This is a genomic window from Glaciimonas sp. PCH181, from assembly GCF_003056055.1.
Taxonomy (GTDB): domain Bacteria; phylum Pseudomonadota; class Gammaproteobacteria; order Burkholderiales; family Burkholderiaceae_D; genus Glaciimonas.
Genome location: NZ_PYFP01000001.1, coordinates 1,979,156 through 1,999,439, shown reverse-complemented (window position 1 = coordinate 1,999,439; position 20,284 = coordinate 1,979,156). Strand labels below are relative to the sequence as shown.

At 50.7% G+C, this 20,284-nt stretch carries 16 protein-coding genes; 10 read left to right on the top strand and 6 right to left on the bottom strand.

Translation table 11 applies throughout. The features are described from left to right. Positions 1-112: 112 nt before the first annotated feature. A complete protein-coding gene (locus C7W93_RS09280) occupies positions 113-376 on the bottom strand; it encodes a hypothetical protein (protein WP_108439752.1) in 264 nt (87 codons plus the stop codon). A gap of 430 nt (positions 377-806) precedes the next feature. After that, on the bottom strand, positions 807-1,856 hold the full coding sequence (locus C7W93_RS09275; RefSeq protein WP_108439751.1) for an adenosine deaminase: 1,050 nt from the start codon (positions 1,854-1,856) through the stop codon (positions 807-809). 121 nt (positions 1,857-1,977) lie between these two features. Between C7W93_RS09275 and C7W93_RS09270 the strand changes: the two genes are divergently transcribed. Next, positions 1,978-2,457, top strand: a complete 480-nt coding sequence (locus C7W93_RS09270; protein WP_108439750.1) for an N-acetyltransferase — start codon at positions 1,978-1,980, stop codon at positions 2,455-2,457. A gap of 8 nt (positions 2,458-2,465) precedes the next feature. Here the strand turns inward: C7W93_RS09270 and C7W93_RS09265 are convergent, their stop codons facing one another. Next, on the bottom strand, positions 2,466-3,173 hold the full coding sequence (locus tag C7W93_RS09265) for a response regulator transcription factor (RefSeq protein ID WP_108439749.1): 708 nt from the start codon (positions 3,171-3,173) through the stop codon (positions 2,466-2,468). A gap of 26 nt (positions 3,174-3,199) precedes the next feature. On the opposite strand from C7W93_RS09265, the gene C7W93_RS09260 reads away from it, so the two are divergent. Further along, complete coding sequence (locus C7W93_RS09260; protein WP_108439748.1) at positions 3,200-3,403, top strand: hypothetical protein; 204 nt, start codon at positions 3,200-3,202, stop codon at positions 3,401-3,403. Between the two features lie 198 nt (positions 3,404-3,601). On the opposite strand, the gene ppc is transcribed toward C7W93_RS09260, so the two are convergent. After that, positions 3,602-6,487, bottom strand: coding sequence for a phosphoenolpyruvate carboxylase (ppc, locus tag C7W93_RS09255; protein ID WP_108439747.1), 2,886 nt, complete (start codon positions 6,485-6,487; stop codon positions 3,602-3,604). Positions 6,488-6,793: 306 nt separating this feature from the next. On the opposite strand from ppc, the gene hemC reads away from it, so the two are divergent. From hemC to C7W93_RS09225, 6 genes are all read left to right on the top strand, one after another. Next, entirely contained in the window at positions 6,794-7,726 is a 933-nt protein-coding gene (gene hemC / locus C7W93_RS09250) for a hydroxymethylbilane synthase (RefSeq protein WP_370446410.1), read from the top strand. A 79-nt stretch (positions 7,727-7,805) separates the two neighbouring features. Next, entirely contained in the window at positions 7,806-8,603 is a 798-nt protein-coding gene (locus C7W93_RS09245; RefSeq protein ID WP_108439746.1) for a uroporphyrinogen-III synthase, read from the top strand. Further along, complete coding sequence (locus C7W93_RS09240; RefSeq protein ID WP_108439745.1) at positions 8,600-9,817, top strand: uroporphyrinogen-III C-methyltransferase; 1,218 nt, start codon at positions 8,600-8,602, stop codon at positions 9,815-9,817. The genes C7W93_RS09245 and C7W93_RS09240 overlap by 4 nt, the downstream gene beginning before the upstream one ends. A gap of 4 nt (positions 9,818-9,821) precedes the next feature. Next, positions 9,822-11,018 carry a heme biosynthesis protein HemY gene (locus C7W93_RS09235; RefSeq protein ID WP_108439744.1) on the top strand — a complete coding sequence of 399 codons (1,197 nt, stop codon included), beginning with the start codon at positions 9,822-9,824 and terminating at the stop codon, positions 11,016-11,018. A 318-nt stretch (positions 11,019-11,336) separates the two neighbouring features. Next, a complete protein-coding gene (locus C7W93_RS09230) occupies positions 11,337-12,641 on the top strand; it encodes a hemolysin family protein (protein WP_108439743.1) in 1,305 nt (434 codons plus the stop codon). Between the two features lie 393 nt (positions 12,642-13,034). Continuing rightward, positions 13,035-14,366: a dicarboxylate/amino acid:cation symporter gene (locus tag C7W93_RS09225; protein ID WP_108439742.1), complete on the top strand. Its 1,332-nt coding sequence runs from the start codon at positions 13,035-13,037 to the stop codon at positions 14,364-14,366. A 144-nt stretch (positions 14,367-14,510) separates the two neighbouring features. Here the strand turns inward: C7W93_RS09225 and C7W93_RS09220 are convergent, their stop codons facing one another. Further along, complete coding sequence (locus C7W93_RS09220) at positions 14,511-16,208, bottom strand: peptide chain release factor 3 (protein WP_108440564.1); 1,698 nt, start codon at positions 16,206-16,208, stop codon at positions 14,511-14,513. A gap of 174 nt (positions 16,209-16,382) precedes the next feature. Then, entirely contained in the window at positions 16,383-17,300 is a 918-nt protein-coding gene (locus tag C7W93_RS09215) for a LysR family transcriptional regulator (RefSeq protein ID WP_108440563.1), read from the bottom strand. A gap of 210 nt (positions 17,301-17,510) precedes the next feature. Here C7W93_RS09215 and C7W93_RS09210 point away from each other — a divergent pair, with 210 nt between their 5' ends. Both C7W93_RS09210 and C7W93_RS09205 read left to right on the top strand, forming a co-directional pair. Beyond that, positions 17,511-18,674 (top strand): ABC transporter substrate-binding protein, encoded by a 1,164-nt coding sequence (locus tag C7W93_RS09210; protein ID WP_225869873.1) that lies wholly within the window; start codon positions 17,511-17,513, stop codon positions 18,672-18,674. A 51-nt stretch (positions 18,675-18,725) separates the two neighbouring features. Next, a complete protein-coding gene (locus C7W93_RS09205; protein ID WP_108439740.1) occupies positions 18,726-20,234 on the top strand; it encodes a CoA-acylating methylmalonate-semialdehyde dehydrogenase in 1,509 nt (502 codons plus the stop codon). Positions 20,235-20,284 lie beyond the last annotated feature (50 nt).

The following is a 20,284-nucleotide window of genomic DNA, read 5'->3' as shown; positions in this document are numbered from 1 at the left end:
TCGATCTTGCGCGAAAAATGCCGTACTAGCAAGAACCCTGGTGAAAATAAGATGAACTCCTTCTAAATTGGTCTTAAGACGCAAATTTGTATGCTGTGTAGAAAGTGATTGTTTATGGCCATGGCATCGGTGTGACGCTAATGTATTGTGGCTGATCGTCACAGCAATGAGATTTGCTGTCATCGGCGCTGCCACTCTCGCCTTTGGCCAGTTTTGGCCCCAAAATTTCGCTAATTTCTTTGCCTGACGCGCTGAAATCGGATTCCATCAGCGGATAGGACTTCACTGGCCAATTGCTAAGCGCCCATTCTCTTAGTTCGTCAAAGCGACGCGTCAATTCTTGCGCATATTGATCGCGTGTTTCTTTATCATTCATAAGTTTCTCCTGATATTGGCTCTGAAGATAGAGCGTGATCCGATCGACGATTCTATTTAAAGTATGTTTCGGCTTAAATAAGGCCTAGGCGAAAAGTTTTAAAAGTGCAAAGAACTTTTAGTTATACATTTCTGAAATATCAGGTATTCGAATAATTAAGCATACACGTGACACAAGACTCGATATAGTTACACCTGTCTCCTCCAACACCTCCTAAGGTTTGGATTCAGCCCGCAACCGAAAGGTTCTGCGGGCTTTTTTTTGTTTTGATTTTTGGCTGGCCTACGTTGGCAGCAATCCTGGCTGTGAAGTTGATTGCGCCGGAGAATCAAGGGTTTGCCTTCATGGTTTGTCTTGATTCAGCGCGCCGCATTTGATTCTGCTGCAATTTTGCCTGTAATAACTAACTATGGACTACAGGGGCAATGTATTAATGCGCCATGCAATAGCCATCAAGCTCTAACAATAGCCGCTGTTTTTCCGCTATTGGTAAAAAACTGGCTTCGAAGCTATTTCGTGTCAGCTTGACCAATTCGGTACGGCTGAGTTGTAGTGATTCGGCGACAGCCAGATAGTTGGCGTTCATGTAGCCGCCAAAATAAGCAGGATCATCGGAGTTGATCGTGACGGCCAGGCCAGCGTGCAGCAAGCGTGCCAAATTGTGCTCGGTCATGTCGTTCACTACGCAGAGCTTGAGATTCGATAGCGGACACACCGTCAGCGGTGTGCGCTGCTTTGCCAGACGTGCCATTAATACCGGGTCTTCTTCGCTGCGCACGCCGTGATCAATGCGTTCAACATGCAGCATATCCAACGCGTCGCGCACGTATTCCGGTGGTCCTTCTTCGCCTGCGTGGGCGACCAGATGGAAACCGAGTTGGCGGCAGCGGGCAAATACGTTGGTAAATTTTTCTGGTGGATTACCACGCTCGGCAGAATCAAGACCTATACCAATCCATAGATCACGATATTGGTCGCGCAATGGCAGCGCTGCTTCTAGCGTGATAAATGCCTCTTCCTCAGGAAGATGGCGCAAAAACGACATAATTATCGCGCTGCTAAAGCCATGCGCATCCCGTGCTTCGCGCAGTGCGCGTGCGATGCCTGCGAAGACAATCTCAATGCCGATGCCGCGCTCGGTGTGGGTTTGCGGGTCGAAGAAGATTTCAGCGTGACGCACGTTATCGCTACGACAATGTCCGATATAGGACGCAGTCATTTCATAAAAATCCTGTTCGGTTTGCAGCACTGCGGCACCGGCGTAATAAAGATCCAGAAACGATTGCAGATCGCTGAAAGCGTAAGCGGCCCGTAATTCTTCCACCGTTGCATACGGCAGTTGCACCTGATTGCGCTGGGCCAACGCGAACAGCAATTCAGGCTCCAGCGTGCCTTCAATATGCAAATGCAGTTCCGCTTTTGGCAAACCTTCGATAAACGATTTCAGATCGGCGGCGAGTGCGGGCGTTGAAGTTGTCATGGGTGCTTTAATTTTTCAGGGAATGAGTGGATATTTCCGTAATTCTACAGAGACAAAGGAAAGCCATGACAGTCTCAGTGTTAGATTACCTACTTTTAACGACCTTATACAAGCAAATTAGATGACAGAAATAATCAACGCGGATTTAAGTAATCCCCATCACACGCAAGCGATTCTGACTTTGCTCGATGGTTATGCAACCGACCCGATGGGAGGCAACAAACCGTTAGCCGATTTTGTCAAAGAAAACTTAATTGCCGAATTGAGAAAAAGACCCACGATTCGGCCAGTGCTCGCTTTTGTAGATGGTATGCCAGCGGGACTGGCGATGTGCATGGATGGTTTTTCGACCTTTTCTTGCCGGCCATTATTGAATATTCATGATCTCGCAGTGGCTACGGCATTTAGGGGGCAGGGGATAGGCCGAAAGTTAATTGACTATGTGTCGCTTCTTGCGACGTCGCTAGGCTGTTGCAAAGTCACACTGGAAGTATTGGAAGGAAACGTGATTGCCACTAACCTCTATAAATCCTGCGGTTTTGCTGGCTATGAATTGAATCCAGAAATGGGTAAGGCTACGTTTCTACAAAAAAACCTCTAATGCAACGTTTATTTCATGACGCTGTTTTGGACAATATTCGCAGGGGCGACGTCATCCAGCTCTTTCTCTGCAAAATAGCGCATGAGTTGAAGATCCGTTTCTACATTGAGTTTTTCCATCGCTGAACGCTTATGATGGCTAATCGTCTTGATGCTGCGGTGCAGGATGCGGGCGATGCCATCGGCGGAGACGCCTCTCGAAAGGAAATGCAATACTTCGGTTTCACGGACTGACAAATGTTGTTTGTTATGCATATCGTCCGCTGTAATGAGTTGACGCATCTTCATTAACTCTGCGCTGCTTCTTCCCAAAAATATCAGGCCGTTAAAGGCTTGATTGATCGCTTGGGCGATTTCACCGTTATCACTATCTTTGTTGACAATCGCCCGCACTCCTAATTCTAGTAACGCGGTATATAACGGTGCTTTTTTCATCGCCGTCAAGACGACCACCGCGATCATCGGAAATTGAAGACGTATCTGACGGATCATTTCGATGCCGTCTACTTCATTCTGGACTGGCATAGAAAAGTCGGTCACCAGAATGTCACATTGCTGCTTGTCGAGTTGCTGGAAAACGCCACGAGGGCTGGCGGCGATGCCCGTCACGATCATATTGGCGCATTGCTCGATCAGCGTTTTTACGCCAGAAAGGGCGACGGGGTGATCATCCGCGATAACGATGCGAATCTTGGTGATCAATGCATGTTTTGACATGTAAATATTCTCCTATTGTGCGTTGAATGAACGTCTTGGCGCTGACGTTGTTGCTGGGGTTCTTATCTGTAGATCAACCTTATCGCCTTGGCTTATCGTTCGGCTATCAGATATTTCTTCAAATGATGTCGGGTTGTCTATTAATTGCCGAGAATAGCCTTGGGTATTTGATGGAAAAATCTTGGGCGATGGCATTGGCTATGCCGTGCAAATGGTTTGCGCCTATTTAGAAAGTTGTTTATCTCTGTTGATTAAATGGGCAATCGTTATGGGATGATTTCGCTGTGATGTTTAGAATCAAAATGGCGATATATAAAGATGGTGATAGAACGCGCCGATACAGACGTAAAAAAGCCGGGGGATCAACGTTGTGATTTCCCCGGCTTTTTGCTATTACTACGCAGTCCTCAGATCAATCGTTACCTTTATCAACCTGTATTGCGTAAGCCTGCTGCGATACCGTTGATACTCAAATGAATACCGCGTTTGACGCGTTCTTCCGTGGTTTTTCCCGAAGCAGTCACGCTGCGGTGACGTTTAATCAACTCAACCTGCAAATGATTCAGCGGATCTAGGTAGGCAAAGCGATTTTTGATCGAACGGGCTAACAATGGATTATTTGCCAGTCGGTCTTTCGCGCCGGTGATCGATGAAAGCAAGCTGCTGGTCAATTCATGTTCTTGCACGATGCGCTTGAAAATGCTGTTGCGTAATTTGCGATCAGTCACCAGCCCTGCATAGCGTGAGGCCACCGCCAGATCGGTTTTTGATAGCACCATATCCATATTTGACAACAGCGTGGCAAAGAATGGCCATTCTTTGTACATGCTGCGCAAAGTGGTCATTTTTTGCGTTTTACTTTTCGCGTCACCATCGTTTAGCCATGCTGACAAGGCACTGCCAAAACCATACCAGCCCGGCAACAACAAGCGGCATTGGCCCCATGAAAAGCCCCATGGAATGGCGCGTAAATCCTCAATCCGACGGGTTGATTTGCGCGATGCCGGGCGTGAGCCGATATTCAGTTCAGCGATTTCTGCAATCGGCGTCGCTTCAAAGAAATAGTCGGTAAAGCCCGGGGTTTCATAGACCAGATTGCGATAAGCCTGATAAGCACGCTCGGACAAGCCATCCATTAATTGCTCGAACTCGCTGAGTTTTTTAGCTTGCTTGCCGACCGCAGTATTGGGCATCAGGCTGGCTTCCAGTGTGGCTGCTACCAGCAGTTCGAGATTGCGCCGACCAATTTCCGGATTAGAGAATTTGGAGGCAATAATCTCACCCTGTTCGGTCAGTCGAATCTGACCGTTTACTGTGCCCGGTGGCTGCGCCAGAATGGCTTGATAGCTTGGGCCGCCGCCGCGACCAACTGTGCCGCCCCGGCCATGGAACAAGCGCAGTTTCACACCAGCGGTATTAAATACGCGGACCAGTTCGATCTCAGCTTTATAAAGCTCCCAGTTTGAGGTCAGGAAACCGCCATCTTTATTTGAGTCGGAATATCCCAGCATGACTTCTTGCAGGCGGCCTTGCTCCACAATCAGTCGCGCAACTGGCGGCAATGCCATCCATTGCTGCATGATCGCTGCGGCTGCGCGCAGGTCGGGGATGGTTTCAAACAGCGGAATGACCATCAACTCAAGTTCGCTATTGGTGACGGCTTTAGCGCTAGTGTGCGCTGGGTCAAGTTGATGCAATAAGCCGGTTTCCTGCTGCAACAGCATGACTTCTAGCAGATCGGAGACGGTTTCGGTGTGCGAAATAATATAGTTGCGAATCGCCCGTGCGCCGTAGCGTTGGCGAATTTCGCGTGCCATGCGCAGAACGCCGAGTTCAGAATTGGTCTCATCCGAATAGCTGCTATAAGGCGAGTACAGCGGACGCGGGTTGTGCAATTCGGCTAATAGCAGGGCGATTTTTTGTTCTTCGCCTAGTTGTTTGTAGTTGGGCTCGACATCGGCATTCGCCAACAATTCAGTCAGCACGCGCTCATGCACGTCCGAGCTTTGACGCATATCGAGCGAGGCCAAATGGAAGCCAAAAATCTGACTGGCGCGCTTCAACGTGGATAAGCGGGGCTTAACCAATGCCGCGCCATGGTTGGCGATCAACGAATCTTCGATGATTTGCAGCTCTTGCGTAAATTCAGCTACCGTGGCGTAGTGCGCAGCGGGACCGACTTCATGGCGCAGGATGTTGGTTGCGCCCAGATCGCGGGCGGTCGCGGCAAGGCGGGCATAAATGCCGATCAGAGCACGGCGATACGGCTCGTCCGAGCGATGTTCTGAGGTGTCCGGCGAAGACTTCGCCAGCGCTTCCAGCTCGGCATTAACGCTTACCATCAGGGTGGAAACGGATAATTCCGCGCCGAGTGCATGGACTTCCTCAAGATAAAAATCAAGAATAGTCGTCGATTGCCGTTGCAACGCATGTTGCATCGTGCCAGCGTTCACATTCGGATTGCCGTCGCGGTCGCCACCGATCCAGCTACCCATCTGAACGAAAGGCGATAAAGGTGCAATCGCCCCGGTCTGCCGTGCGCGGGTTGGGAACTGTGTCGCGATTTCAGCTTCGATTTCGTCATACAGCGCTGGCAATTCGCGCAGAAAAGTAATCCTATGATAGGACAGCGCGTTTTCGATTTCGTCCGCTACGGTCAATTTGGAGTAACGCAGCATCCGGGTTTGCCATAACGTCGCAATCCGACCTCGTAACAGTTCGCTGTTATCGCGCAGCTCTTTCGGCGTATGCGGTTGATCGCGCTCGGCCAGCAGGCGCGCAATTTCACGTTCCGCATCCAGAATACTTTTACGTTGTACTTCGGTCGGATGTGCGGTCAATACCGGTGAAATAAGCGCATCTTTCAAGAAGTTACGCACCGTAGCGCCAGAAACGCCGGCATCGTCAAGTTTGGTCAGCGCGTGGGCAACGCTGCCCGGTTGGGCGCTGGAACCCGCCAGCAAATGGGCGCGGCGACGGCGATTGTGGTGCTGATCTTCGGCGATATTCGCCAGATGCGAGAAATACGAAAAGGCCCGAACCACTGAATTAGTCTGATCGCGGGTGAGCTTTTTCAATAACTTGTCGAGTTCAGCTCCGGCTTGCTGATCCGATTCGCGGCGAAAGCGGACGGCGGTCTGGCGGATGGTTTCCACGACTTCAAAGACGGCGTCGCCTTCTTGATCGCGCAAGACATCACCCAAAAGACGGCCCAGCAAGCGGATATCTTCTTTTAATGGTGCGTCTTTATTAGGGAGGGAATTCTTGATGCGGGGTGCGGGAGGTGTTTGTTTTGCGATGAGAGGTTTTGACATGAGAAACGTGGCGATCTGCTTTTCTGCGTAAAAGATGAAGGTTGGCTGACGGTCTTTTGTCAACCCGGATGACAACCTACTTACTAACGTCTACCAACTTAGTACCGACTTAATATCAACCTGAATAGCCAATAAATCAACAACGTCATGGGCAATATATCAAGAACATGCCCATATCAGCCGTGTTTTGAATCAAATATAACCAGGGACGCATGCTAGAATTTGGCCTGAACCGAACATGCTGACTACGCAGACCTAGCAAGATTTGGGCCGCGTAGATAAAATTTGAAAGAGCTTGTGCTGAAAATGTCCCCTCCCTCCAAGTTAGTAATTGCATCGCGTGAAAGCCGATTAGCCATGTGGCAAGCAGAAAACGTGCGCGACAGACTAGCCGAATTATATCCTCAGTGCGTCATAGAAATTCTTGGTATGACGACAAGGGGGGATCAAATTCTTGACCGTACCTTGTCTAAAGTGGGCGGCAAAGGTCTGTTCGTGAAGGAGTTGGAGGTGGCGATGGCTGAAGGTCGTGCCGATCTGGCGGTCCATTCGCTGAAAGATATGCCGATGGCGTTGCCGGAAGGGTTTGTGCTGGCCGCAGTCCTGGAGCGTGAAGATCCGCGTGATGCGTTCGTCTCTAACGATTATGATTCACTTGCTGCGCTGCCTGCGGGCGCGATTGTCGGCACTAGCAGTTTGCGGCGGCAGGCGTTGATTGCGGCGCGTTTTCCGCAACTAGTGATCAAGCCATTGCGTGGCAATCTGGATACCCGGCTGGGCAAGCTAGATAAAGGCGAATATGCGGCGATTATTCTCGCAGCGGCTGGTTTGAAGCGGCTTGGTCTGTCTGAGCGGATCAAGGCGTTGATTGAACCCGAGCAAAGTTTACCGGCGCCAGGCCAAGGCGCGATGGCGATTGAAATTTGTGGCGGACGCGAGGATTTGTTACAAGTGCTGGCCCCGCTTAATCACGTACCGACTGAGCAGGCTGTGACTGCCGAGCGCACGCTGTCGCGAATATTTGGTGGCAGTTGTCAAATTCCGTTGGCGGCGTTTGCGACGATTGATGGCCCATCGATGCGCTTGCGTGCAATGATCGGTACGCCGGATGGTTTGCGTACTGTTACCGCTGACCTTAGCGGTGCGGCGAATGCGCCGGAAGCGTTGGGCCAAAAGATCGCAGAAGCACTGGAGCGACAAGATGCGGCTGCTATTCTTTTAGCCTGTAAAGACGCTTAATAACTAGGGTACGCTCATCTCAAAATATCGCCGATGTATTCAACACTGTATCCAACACTGAATTAGGAGGGAGATCAGTATGAGTAAGCTGCGACCGATAGTGATTACCCGGCCGCAAGCGCAAGCGGTGACGCTGGCGCAACAGATCTCTGCACTAGGGGGAGAGCCGGTTATTTTCCCCTTGCTGGAAATTTTTCAGCTAACCGAGTCGGCTGCATTACAGATTTTGCAAGCAACGCTGGCCCGGTTAGAGGATTATGCCTTGGTGGTGTTTGTCAGCCCGAATGCGATTGATGCTGCCTTTCAATACATTTTGCAATGGCCGCAAAGCGTGGCAATTGGCATCGTTGGTGAGGGCAGTCGTTTAGCCTTGGGGCGACACGGCGTGACGGCACAAAATGCGACTATTTTTAGTCCTCCCGATGCGACCAAGACTGATTCGGAAGGCTTGTTGCAAGCGCTGGACCTGCCGCAGCTTAGTGGTCAGCGCGTGTTACTGGTCCGTGGTGAAAGCGGGCGAGAACTGCTGGCCGATAGTCTGCGGGCAGCGGGTGTCGAAGTGGTATCGTTATCCGCGTATCAACGCCGTGCACCATTGATGACGACGGCGCTTATTAGTCAATTACAGCACTTACTGACGCACGAAAATGACTGGATAGTCACCAGTTCAGAAGCTTTAAGGATCCTGATGCAGATGGTGCAAGCGTTAGAAAATATGCCGGGCAATGCTGATAGTGTTGCAAAAATACAACGGAAAAATCTCTTCGTTCCGCATGCGCGTATCGCCGATACAGCACGCGCGCTGGGGTTTACTGCAATAACCCTGACAGGCTCAGGGGACGAACGACTACTCGACGCGTTACAATTCCCGCTATGAATGAACCGCAATCCACTCCAGAATCGCACCAGTCCGCTGGTCCTACAGTCACTTCGGCACCGCCGCACTCTCCCGTGCTGCAGCCATATGCGCTAAATAGCGACAAAAGCGCTGGCAAACAGTTACGCACAGTGTATGTGCTGATATTGATCGTTGCAGGCTTGCTGGTGGCGCTATGGTGGAGTTCGCATAACGACAACGTTAAGTTGCGCACCGAAATGGCGCGTCGCCTGCAAGTCGGGGACAGCACTAATAACGATACTAAAGCTGTCGTGAAATCGGTGCAGGACGGCACCAAAGATTTGCAAGCCAAGATCGCCGTATTAGAAAATAAGCAAGTCGAATCGCAAAGTCAGCAACTCGCGTTGGCGCAGTTGTATCAGGATTTGTCTAAAAATGGCGATGACTGGGCTCTGTCAGAAGTTGAGGATGTTTTGTCGACAGCAAGTCAGCAACTGCAATTGGCTGGCAATGTCTCGGGTGCGTTGATTGCGTTGGAAAACGCGGATAAAAATCTGGCGCGATCCGATAAACCGCAATTTGTCGTCATTCGCAGCGCGATTGCACACGATATTGATCGCCTTAAAGCGCTTCCGACGCTGGATACCACCGGCATTGCCGTGCGTCTCGATAGCCTGATCAGTCAAATTGATAGCATGCCATTGTTGTCTGATGCACAGCCGGTAGCGGTGGCATTGCCTAGCCAGCCGGTTGTGAAGCCGGCTACCCCGGTGGCGACGAAAACAGTTAAAGCTGGCGCTGGCAAGTCGGCTAATCCTCCGATGGTTTCCAATCCTGATCACACCACCAGCGTCAATGGCCGTACGACCACTGACTGGGGCGGTTTCGTAAAAGATATCTGGACCCGCTGGACCGCTGAAATGTGGACTGAAATCAGCCAGTTGATACGGGTACGGACGGTTAATACACCTGACGCATTATTGTTGTCACCGACGCAGGCTTACTATGCGCGTGAGAATTTGAAACTGCGCTTGCTGAATGCGCGCCTGGGTTTGCTGTCGCATAATGAATCGGCATTTCGCAGCGATCTGATCGCGGCGCAAGAGACTATCGTCAAATATTTTGATACGCGTGCCAAGCAGACGCAGACCGCACAGGCGTTGTTAAAGCAAGTGCAAGGGAATAATCTGTCGATCAATATGCCAGCGCTAGACAGTCTGGCTGCGATCCGTACCTACAAAAACAAGCGATAGGCTTATGCGATTTTTTCTTTGGCTTATTGCCCTGTTTGCTACCGCCATCGGTCTGGCAGTTCTCGCACGCTATAACGCGGGCAATGTGGTGTTGTTTTACCCACCGTATCGGATCGATCTGTCACTGAATTTCTTCATTCTGTTGACCGGCATATTTTTCATTGCTTTATATATCTTGATCAGGGCGATTCGGACTACCCAGAAATTGCCGGGGAAAGTGATTTCTTATCGTCGTCAAAAACGCGAAGAAAAATCTAATAAAGCCCTGCGTGATTCGCTTAAATCGTTGTTTGAAGGACGTTTTGGGCAAGCCGAAAAGGCCGCCACGCGCGCGGCTGAGTTAAATGAAAACCTCGGCGTAGCCGCATTGATTGCCGCCCGTGCCGCGCATCGGATGGGGCAGTCTGATCGCCGTGATATCTGGCTTTCGAGCATTGAAGACAAGGAAGCGATGAAAACGGCGCGTCTGATGACGGCGTTGGATTTGCTGGTCGACGAACATAAACCGCAAGCGGCTCTCGCGGCGGTCAGCGCATTGAACGCCAGCGGCATCCGTCATATTCAAGCGTTACGTCTGGCCCTCAAAGCCAATCAGCAAGCCAAGAATTGGCCTGAAGTGCTGCGCTTGATTAAAACATTGGATAAGCACGGCGCATTAAATGCGGTTCTGTCCAACCGGCTGCGCGAGATGGCTTATGATGCTTTGTTATCCGATGCATCGCACGACGCAGAATCACTTCAGCGGCTGTGGCAGTCGGTTCCGGCGGACGAACGGGTTAAGCCCTCTATCGTTATTCGCGCTGCACGCGCATTTAATCGGCATGACTTGCAGGATGAAGCGCGCAACATGGTCGAGAAGTCTCTTGCTGTCGAATGGGATGTGCGCCTGATGCGGGTTTATCGTGACTCTGCCGCCGATGAAGGCACGCCGGCCTTGCGCACTCAGATCGAGCGCTGCGAAGCTTGGTTAGCCAAGGAACCGCAAGAAGCGGAGTTAGCGCTAACCCTTGGCGCCTTTTGCCTGAAGCAGAAGTTGTGGGGCAAGGCACAGCGTCATTTGCAGCAGGCGTTGCTAGATGCGACCGAGGCGCGCACCATCCGCGAGGCGCACTTAAAATTGGCGCAGTTGCATGAAGGATTGGAACATACTGAGCAGGCTTCCGAGCATTATCGGGAATGTGCTCTGGCGACGATGTTGTAATTGACCTGCGTTATCCGCGTGTGGTCTAGCGGTTAGCGGTATTGTTTTAAATAATGCGGGGGAGGGTAAATAGGGTGTTAGTTACGACCACTATTTACTCTCTTCGCACGCATCCTCAAGCGGTCTCAAACCGCCGATAATGCTAAATAAGCATTATTTGAAAAGCCCAAAACGTTGCAAACAGGACTGGGCAGACGATATTCCTCCCCCTTATCATGCCTCCCGCAAGTAGGCTACGCTGACAGTTAAGTATTTAGGCGGCCCTTTATTACCCCGTTCGCCTATACTAATGATCCGATATATTAGGGAAGAGATGCATTGAATAACCTGTTACTGGTCATTGCTGCGCTATTTTTGGTTGCGCTCAATGGCTTTTTTGTTGCCGCCGAATTCAGTTTAGTTAAATTACGTCAAACGCGGATTCGCGCGATTGTCAAAACCCATGGCACTCGCGGACGGATTCTTGCCGTTGTGCATCGCCAGCTAGACGCCTATTTATCGGCCTGTCAGCTGGGTATTACATTAGCTTCACTTGGTCTGGGTTGGATCGGCGAACCCGCTTTTGCCGGACTATTGGAACCCGTATTCGGCTGGATTGGGATTACTTCGGTCGAGCTGATCCACGGCATCTCTTTTTTCTTCGCTTTTTTCGTCATCTCCTTTTTGCACATCGTTGTGGGTGAACTCGCCCCCAAGACGATGGCGATTCGCAACCCCGAAGTTATCGGTATGTGGAGCGCATTGCCGCTGTATGGCTTTTACTGGATGATGTATCCGGCAATCTGGCTGTTGAATGCAAGCGCTAACTGGTTGCTCAGAATTGTCGGTCTGGGTCACGGGCAGGGCCACGATACCCAATACACTGCGGATGAATTGAAACTGATTTTACGCAGTAGCCGCTCGGGCGATAAATTTACCCCGGATGAATGGAATGTACTGGCGCAAACTTTGGATTTCAGCGAACTGGAAGTGTCCGATTTAATGCGGCCTATCAATGAAGTTGCTGCGTTGCATGCTAACTTAAGCTTGGAAGAAAACCTGCAAATTATCTATCGCAACCGTTTCAGTCGTTATCCTTATTTTGATATCGATGGCGTCACGGTGCTGGGTGTTGTGCATATGAAGGATTTATTCTTTGCTCAGCAAGAAGGCAAAGCGATCGATAGTCTGAAAGATTACCTGCGCCCGGTGCAATATATTTCCTCACGCATGTCTGCGTTGGCGTTATTTCGTCTGGTACGCAGCGGTGCGCCGCACTTTGCAATTATTGGTAAAAAGGGTTTGGTTCCACGCGGTTTTATTACGCTCGACAACCTATTGGGTGCGTTGGTCGGTGAAATTCGCGACGAATTTCGTCTCAATGATAACGATTGGACCCGTCTTGAAGATGGCACATTGTTGGGCAAGGGCAGCCTGCCGATTTTTTCGCTTGAGCGCATTTTGGGTGGCGATATTGAAGAACTTGAAGATGTCGATTCTGTCGGCGGCCTGATTATGGCCAAGCTGGGCAATTTGCCGCAGGAGGGCCAAAAGGTGGCGTTCGACGGTTTTGATATTGTGGTTAAAAAGATGAATGGACCGCGCATCGTGTTGGTAAAGGTATATCCGGCAAGTCCTTTGTAATCACTACCATCAACAACAGAAATGGCGTTATTTATGTGTAATTATGCGTAATTAGCATTAATTTCTAGGGCAATTTTGATAATAGCGGCTATATAGCCGCTATTTTTTTATCTCGGTAAATCGCATCAAATCTGCTTTTCTGGGTTTATTCTTGTCTTTATCTAACGCCTACGTGATTTCCACATATCCAGTGAAATAGCTTGAATGATATTGTCTGTTCCAGCTAAAGTTGCAAACTTTTCGAAATTTGGTGGCGCGTCCAGCAGGTCTTGAAAAATAACTTAGGTAAGAAATGCTGTCGTAAAGTGAACCGACAACCAGTGGTGAGAAGGTTCAGGGTTGACACGGCAGCGCAAAAATTCTAAGCACAATACGTGTAAATGGAGAGATAAAATGGCAAAAAAGCCGCTGTATAAATCGCTGTATGCTCAGGTGATCACCGCCATCATTATTGGCGTTTTGCTTGGTCACTTCTATCCGGAAACCGGCGCTGCGATGAAACCGTTGGGGGATGGTTTCATCAAGCTGATCAAGATGATCATCGCACCGGTTATTTTCTGTACCGTGGTAATTGGTATTGCCGGTATGGAAGACATGAAGAAGGTCGGTAAGACCGGTGGACTGGCGTTGTTGTACTTTGAAGTCATGAGTACGGTCGCGTTGATTATTGGTTTGATCATGATCAATATTTTCCAGCCGGGCGCTGGCATGCACATCGATGTCACCGCGTTGGATACCAAAAGCCTCGCCGCCTATACTGCGCCGGGCAAAATGGAATCTACTACTGACTTCCTATTCCATATTATTCCTAACAGTTTTGTGGATGCGTTTGCCCAAGGCAACATCCTGCAAGTCCTGTTGATTTCAATACTATTTGGTTTTGCGCTACATCGCTTCGGTGGACGCGGCACGCTGGTGTTTGATTTCATCGAAAAGTTTTCACACGTCTTGTTCGGCATCGTTGGTTTGATCATGAAGGTCGCACCAATCGGCGCGTTTGGCGCGATGGCATTCACTATCGGTAAATACGGCATTGGTTCGTTGTTGTCGCTGGGCAAGCTGATGGGTCTGTTTTATGCAACCTGTTTGCTGTTCGTTTTCGTGGTACTCGGCATCGTTACCCGTCTGCACGGTTTCAGTATCTTCAAGTTTGTTAAGTACATCCGTGAAGAGTTGCTGATCGTACTGGGGACATCTTCATCAGAGTCGGTATTGCCGCGTTTGATGGCCAAGATGGAAAATCTGGGCGCAAAACAATCAGTGGTCGGTTTGGTCATTCCAACAGGCTACTCGTTCAATCTCGATGGCACGTCGATTTATCTGACGATGGCAGCAATATTTATTGCGCAAGCGACTGATACGCCACTGACGATCTGGCATCAAGTTACGTTATTGCTAGTGTTGTTGCTGACCTCAAAAGGTGCAGCAGGCGTAACCGGCAGCGGCTTTATCGTGCTGGCGGCGACGTTGTCCGCAGTCGGTCACGTACCGGTTGCTGGTTTGGCGCTGATTCTGGGAATCGACCGTTTCATGTCCGAAGCACGGGCGCTGACTAATACAGTTGGTAATGGCGTTGCCACGATTGTGGTCGCTAAATGGTCGGGCGATCTGGATGAAGCACGTTTGCATGCGCAACTGGATGGCAAGGTCGATCCAGAGCAGGAACTGGACCTTCAGGATGCCAAACTGGCGGCTGTTGACGGTCATGCAAAGTACAAAGGCTGATCGTAGTTTTGTCAGCACAAGTAGGTGAAAGTCTTACAGGATGCGTTATCAGCATCTTGTAAGACAAATAAAAAAACGGTCCGATGGACCGTTTTTTTTTAGTCTGCACGTTGTGTTTATAAACGTGCTTTGCTTATCCCTTGCTTAGGACAATTTAACCGCATGTTCGCGGGTTTCATGGAACGTGACTAACGGCCAGCGCTCTTGCGCCAAACGAAGGTTAACGCCAGAGCTTGCGAGATAGGCCAGATTGCCAGCAGCATCATGCGCAAGGTAATTACCGGCGGATGATCTTTCAAAATCTGCCAGCATCTTTTTATCGTCGCAGCTAATCCAGCGGGCGCTGCTGATACTTGTGCCTTCAAATACTGCATCCACGCCGTATTCGTTCATTAAGCGGCTGGCGACGACTTCAAATTGCAATACGCCAACACCGCCGAGTACTAAATCGCTGCTCGACACTGGCTTAAATACCTGAATCGCACCTTCTTCGCCCAACTGTTGCAAGCCTTTGTGAAGCTGCTTGATTTTGAGCGGGTTACGAATCCGCACCGAGCGGAAAAAGTCCGGTGCAAAGTAAGGAATTCCCGTGAATTGCAGCAGTTCGCCTTCTGAGAAACTATCGCCGATTTGCATATTGCCGTGGTTAGGCAGGCCGATAATGTCACCGGCGTAGGCTTCCTCGACTTGCTCGCGGCTGGACGCCATGAACGTTACGACGTTGGATACTTTGATTTCACGATTCAGGCGTAAATGTTTGATTTTCATGCCGCGCTCAAAGTGACCAGAGCAGACCCGCAGGAACGCAATACGGTCACGATGGGCCGGGTCCATATTGGCCTGAATCTTGAACACGAAGCCGGAAAACGGTTTTTCAGTCGGTGCCACGGTGCGAATGGTGGCATCGCGGGCGCCCGGCGGTTGCGCCCAGTCGATCAGCGCATTCAGAATTTCGCGGATACCGAAGTTGTTAATCGCGGAACCGAAAAATACAGGGGTTTGCACACCCGCCAAAAATGCTTCTTTATCGAAAGGATGAGATGCGCCGTGTACCAGCTCGACTTCCATTCGCAATTGTTCGATTTCACGCGGGAACATCTCATCCAGACGTGGATTGTCGATGCCTTTGATAACTTCAAATGTCTGGTCGGCTTTTTCGCTGCCGGGTGCAAACAGCAGAATTTCATCGCGCAGTAAATGATATACACCGCGGAACGATTTCCCCATGCCGATTGGCCATGTTACTGGCGCGCACTGGATTTTTAACACTGTTTCCAGCTCATCCAGCAGTTCCAGCGGATCACGGGTTTCGCGATCCATTTTGTTCATCAGCGTGATGATCGGCGTATTGCGCATGCGGCAAACGTTGAGCAGCTTGATAGTTTGGGTTTCGACACCTTTTGCCGCATCGATCACCATTAACGCCGAGTCAACAGCGGTTAACACGCGATAAGTATCTTCCGAGAAGTCCTGATGGCCGGGGGTATCGAGCAGGTTGACGACGTGATCGCGGTACTCAAACTGCATGACCGAACTGGCGACAGAAATACCGCGCTGCTTTTCGATTTCCATCCAGTCCGACGTTGCGTGGCGGCCACTTTTGCGACCCTTGACGGTCCCGGCTAACTGAATCGCGCCTGAGAACAGCAGCAGTTTTTCAGTGAGGGTGGTTTTACCAGCATCAGGATGGGAAATAATCCCGAAAGTACGGCGACGGCTGACTTCGCTGGCGATTTGCTCTAGCGAAACGTTATTCGCAATAGTCTCGACGGAGTCGTTGAGCTGCTCGTCAGGCTGATCGATAACGGCGGGGATCGGCTGCTCGGAAATGGGTTCTTGCATGATGCGTGGTTCAAGCGACAGCGGCCGCTTGCCTTGATAGTATTCAAAAAAACGGGAAAATGCGCGTGGCTGCGGCAGCGATGGCTGCAATTGGGCATTACCGGGAAGTCGCGATTATAACGTATGCAGGTCCTGAATCGACAGATCCATGGCGCGATATGGCTGCGGTTTGGATTAAGGCAGCCACACCATGTCACGTGATTCGCCCATCAAGAAGGCGCGATTCGGCTCTATTACGTCGCGTAGATAGCGCCAGAGCGCAGCCACTCGCGCCACGTTGCGGGTTTCTGCGGCAGATATTAGCCAGAAACTGCGCTGAATATTGCATTGTCCATCCAATACCGGCACCAGATCGGCACTTTGCTGCGCCAGAAAGCAGGGCAGAATAGCCAGCCCCTGACCCTGGCAGGCCGCCGTATATTGCGCGATGACGCTGGTACTGCGAAAAGCCCGAAATGCCGACGGTGCGACATTTTCTTTATAGCGTAATTCTTCGGTGAAGAGCAGATCATCGATGTAGCCGATAAAAGGATGGCTAGCGAGATCCTCGACGGTGCGTATCGCAGTATGCGCCTCCAGATAGGCGGGCGTGGCGTAGAGCTTGAGCCGGTAATCGGTGAGTTTGGTCATCACGTAATTGCCGCTTTGCGGGCGTTCGATAGAAACGCTGATATCGGCTTCTCGTTTTGATAAATTGACAAAACGAGGCACCGGCAGCAAATCGACACTGATATGTGGATGACGGGCGCAAAAGTGTGCCAAATGCGGTGCCAGCACAAACGTCCCAAAACCTTCAGTCGCGCCCAATCGGACTTGTCCCGATAACAATCTATTGTGGCCACTCAATTCTTCTGCAGCAGCGTAGACCGTGCTTTCTACGCGTTCGGCGTATTCAATTAGACGATGCCCCTCGGCTGTCAGGCTATAGCCCTGATTATTGCGTTCGAACAACTGACTGCCAACTTGCTCTTCAAAGCGTCGCATCCGACGTGAAACGGTCGAATGATCTATCCCCAATTTTTTTGCGGCATCGACCAAGCCCTGACTGCGTGTCAGCTCAAGAAATATGCGTAGGTTGTCCCAATCCATCATCGGCATTGTAGTGTTGTCCCTTGGTATCGCGTTGTGCACAAACGCAAAGCTATTGTGGATTATTGTCTATTGTCCCAATAATAATGCACATGCAGAATAGTGCCACACTATATTAATAAAAATCAGGAGACAACGATGGTCAATTCGCCAAACAGGCGTTTCAAAAGTCTTGCACGTTGCTTTGCATTGGCCTTATTAGCCAGTGCCGGTATGGTTCACGCGCAAGCGCCGGATGTCTTTAAAGTCGGTATATTGACCGATATGTCGGGGCCGTATTCGGGCATGGGCGGCCCCGGATCGGTGGTCGCTGCCAAGATGGCGATCGAAGATTGCATGAAGGCCGAATGCAAGGGCATGAAAATCGAATTATTGAGTGCCGATCATCAGAATAAGGCCGATATCGGTGCCTCTAAAGCACGTGAATGGATAGACCGCGACAAGGTCGACGCCATCGCCGATCTGACTAATTCATCCGTCGCACTTGCCGTGCAGCGATTAACGCGCGAAAAGGGCGGGATTGCGTTATATAGCGGCCCTGCTACGACGGTGTTGACCAACGCCGAATGTTCGCCGAACGGTTTTCACTGGATGTTTGATACCTACTCGCAAGCTGCCGGGGCCGCTGCCGCGCTGACCAAAATGGGCCAGAAATCCTGGTATTTCGTCACCGTCGATTATGCCTTCGGACAATCATTGGAAAAAGATGCCAGCGATGTCGTCAAACGTTCTGGCGGCACTGTGGTCGGCTCAATCCGTCATCCGCTGAACGCCAGCGATTTGTCGTCATTTTTATTGCAAGCCCAAAGCTCCAAAGCGCAAGTAATCGGTTTGGCGAATGGCGGTCAGGACACTGTCAATTCGATTAAACAGGCGCGTTCTTTTGGTGTAGGCACCAAGGACCAACGTCTGGCTGCATTGCTCGTATTTTTGTCCGACGTGCATGCGCTGGGCTTGAAGGATGCGCAAGGTTTGGTCTATACCGATGGTTTTTACTGGGACTTCGACAACGACACGCGCAGTTTTGCCAAGCGTTTTGAAGCGCTAAGTAAAGGTAATAAACCGACGATGGTACATGCCGGTGTGTATTCCAGTGTCTATCATTATTTGAAGGCAGCCGCAGCCACCAAATCCCACGATACCAAAGTTGTCGCGCAAAAAATGCGTGAAATCCCGATTCACGACGTTGTCATGCGCAATGCCTCTATCCGTCCCGATGGTCGCGTGATCCACGATATGTATCTGTACCAGGTCAAAACCCCGGCAGAGTCAAAAGGCCCGTGGGATTACCTGAAACTGTTATCCACTATTCCAGCAGAGCAGGCTTTTAAACCAATCGACGCGTCGTGTTCGTTGGGAAAAGTAGCCCAATCGTAATTGCTGTTTTCCGATTTTTAGAACCATTTTTAATTGAAGGAAGTAATTCTCATGTCCCAGTCAAATATCCCAAATGTACCGTTGTATATCAACGGTAAAGCAGTCCAGTCCACCAGCACAGAATGGCGCGACGTCCTCAATCCGGCAACGCAGGAAGTAGTGGCACGCGTCCCGTTCGCCACCGAAGCAGAAGTTAACGAAGCCGTTGCGACAGCCAAGCAAGCATTCGGCAAATGGCGCAATACATCGCTGAGCCAACGCATGCGCATCATGCTGAAATTTCAGCAATTGCTACGCGAAAATATCGCTCCGCTGGCAGCACTGATCACGCTTGAGCACGGCAAAACCTTGCCGGATGCAGAAGGCGAAGTCATGCGCGGTCTGGAAGTGGTCGAACACGCTTGCTCGATTACGTCATTGCAATTAGGTGAGTTGGCAGAAAATGCCGCCACTGGCGTCGATGTCTACACCATCAACCAACCAATCGGCGTCGGCGCAGGCATCACCGCTTTCAATTTCCCGGTCATGCTGCCATGTTTCATGTTTCCGGTCGCCGTAGCATGTGGCAATACCTTCGTCCTGAAACCGTCCGAGCAAGACCCATCGGCATCACTATTTCTAGTTGAGCTGGCACAACAAGCCGGTTTGCCACCAGGCGTCCTGAACGTCGTCCACGGCGGCCCAGACGTTGCCAACATGCTGTGTGATCACCCAGATATCAAAGCGGTTTCGTTCATCGGATCGACCAACGTTGGCACTCACATCTATCGCCGCGCCAGCGAATCCGGCAAACGTGCGCAATGCATGATGGGCGCAAAAAACCATTGCATCGTGCTGCCAGACGCCAACAAAGACCAAGCCATCAACAATTTGCTAGGCGCAGCCTTCGGCGCAGCCGGTCAACGCTGCATGGCGAACTCCGTAGTTATTCTGGTAGGCAAAGCCAGAGAATGGCTACCAGAAATAGTCTCCCGCTCGCGCTCCCTCAAAATCGGGCCGGGCAGCGACCGCACAGCAGACTTAGGCCCAATGGTATCCAAAGCCGCCAAAACCCGCACCGAACGCTTAATCGGCACTGGCGTAGAACAAGGCGCAACGTTATTGCTAGACGGTCGTGATTGTCAGGTCAAAGACTACCCAGAAGGCAACTTCGTAGGCCCGACGATTTTCTCCGGTGTCACAGCTGAAATGGATATCTACGCCCAAGAAATTTTTGGCCCGGCAATGTGCCTGGTAGAACTAGAAACACTAGACGACGCCATCGCCTTCATCAACGCCAATCCAAACGGCAACGGTACCTCAATTTTCACCTCATCAGGTTGGTCCGCACGCAAATTTCAAAATGAAATTGATGTAGGCCAAATCGGCATCAACGTCCCAATTCCAGTCCCGGTAGCCTACTTTAGCTTCACAGGCTCGCGCGCCTCCAAGCTAGGAGATTTAGGGCCAAACGGTAAGCAAGCAGTCCAGTTCTGGACTCAGACAAAGACCGTTACCGCCCGCTGGTTCGCACCAGACGATGATGGTGGTCAGATCAATACAACGATCTCTATGAAATAAGGACAGAAAAAAGTCGGCCCAGCAGGTATATATCTGCCGGACCGACTTTT

What these genes read in the sequence shown, in the direction of transcription:
- C7W93_RS09265 (WP_108439749.1), bottom strand. Translation starts at nt 3,173, where the DNA reads ATGTCAAAACATGCATTGATCACCAAGATTCGCATCGTTATCGCGGAT.
- C7W93_RS09220 (WP_108440564.1), bottom strand. Translation starts at nt 16,208, where the DNA reads ATGCAAGAACCCATTTCCGAGCAGCCGATCCCCGCCGTTATCGATCAG.
- C7W93_RS09225 (WP_108439742.1), top strand. Translation starts at nt 13,035, where the DNA reads ATGGCAAAAAAGCCGCTGTATAAATCGCTGTATGCTCAGGTGATCACC.
- hemC (WP_370446410.1), top strand. Translation starts at nt 6,794, where the DNA reads ATGTCCCCTCCCTCCAAGTTAGTAATTGCATCGCGTGAAAGCCGATTA.
- C7W93_RS09245 (WP_108439746.1), top strand. Translation starts at nt 7,806, where the DNA reads ATGAGTAAGCTGCGACCGATAGTGATTACCCGGCCGCAAGCGCAAGCG.
- C7W93_RS09210 (WP_225869873.1), top strand. Translation starts at nt 17,511, where the DNA reads ATGGTTCACGCGCAAGCGCCGGATGTCTTTAAAGTCGGTATATTGACC.
- C7W93_RS09270 (WP_108439750.1), top strand. Translation starts at nt 1,978, where the DNA reads ATGACAGAAATAATCAACGCGGATTTAAGTAATCCCCATCACACGCAA.
- C7W93_RS09215 (WP_108440563.1), bottom strand. Translation starts at nt 17,300, where the DNA reads ATGATGGATTGGGACAACCTACGCATATTTCTTGAGCTGACACGCAGT.
- C7W93_RS09260 (WP_108439748.1), top strand. Translation starts at nt 3,200, where the DNA reads ATGAACGTCTTGGCGCTGACGTTGTTGCTGGGGTTCTTATCTGTAGAT.
- C7W93_RS09205 (WP_108439740.1), top strand. Translation starts at nt 18,726, where the DNA reads ATGTCCCAGTCAAATATCCCAAATGTACCGTTGTATATCAACGGTAAA.
- C7W93_RS09240 (WP_108439745.1), top strand. Translation starts at nt 8,600, where the DNA reads ATGAATGAACCGCAATCCACTCCAGAATCGCACCAGTCCGCTGGTCCT.
- C7W93_RS09235 (WP_108439744.1), top strand. Translation starts at nt 9,822, where the DNA reads ATGCGATTTTTTCTTTGGCTTATTGCCCTGTTTGCTACCGCCATCGGT.
- ppc (WP_108439747.1), bottom strand. Translation starts at nt 6,487, where the DNA reads ATGTCAAAACCTCTCATCGCAAAACAAACACCTCCCGCACCCCGCATC.
- C7W93_RS09280 (WP_108439752.1), bottom strand. Translation starts at nt 376, where the DNA reads ATGAATGATAAAGAAACACGCGATCAATATGCGCAAGAATTGACGCGT.
- C7W93_RS09275 (WP_108439751.1), bottom strand. Translation starts at nt 1,856, where the DNA reads ATGACAACTTCAACGCCCGCACTCGCCGCCGATCTGAAATCGTTTATC.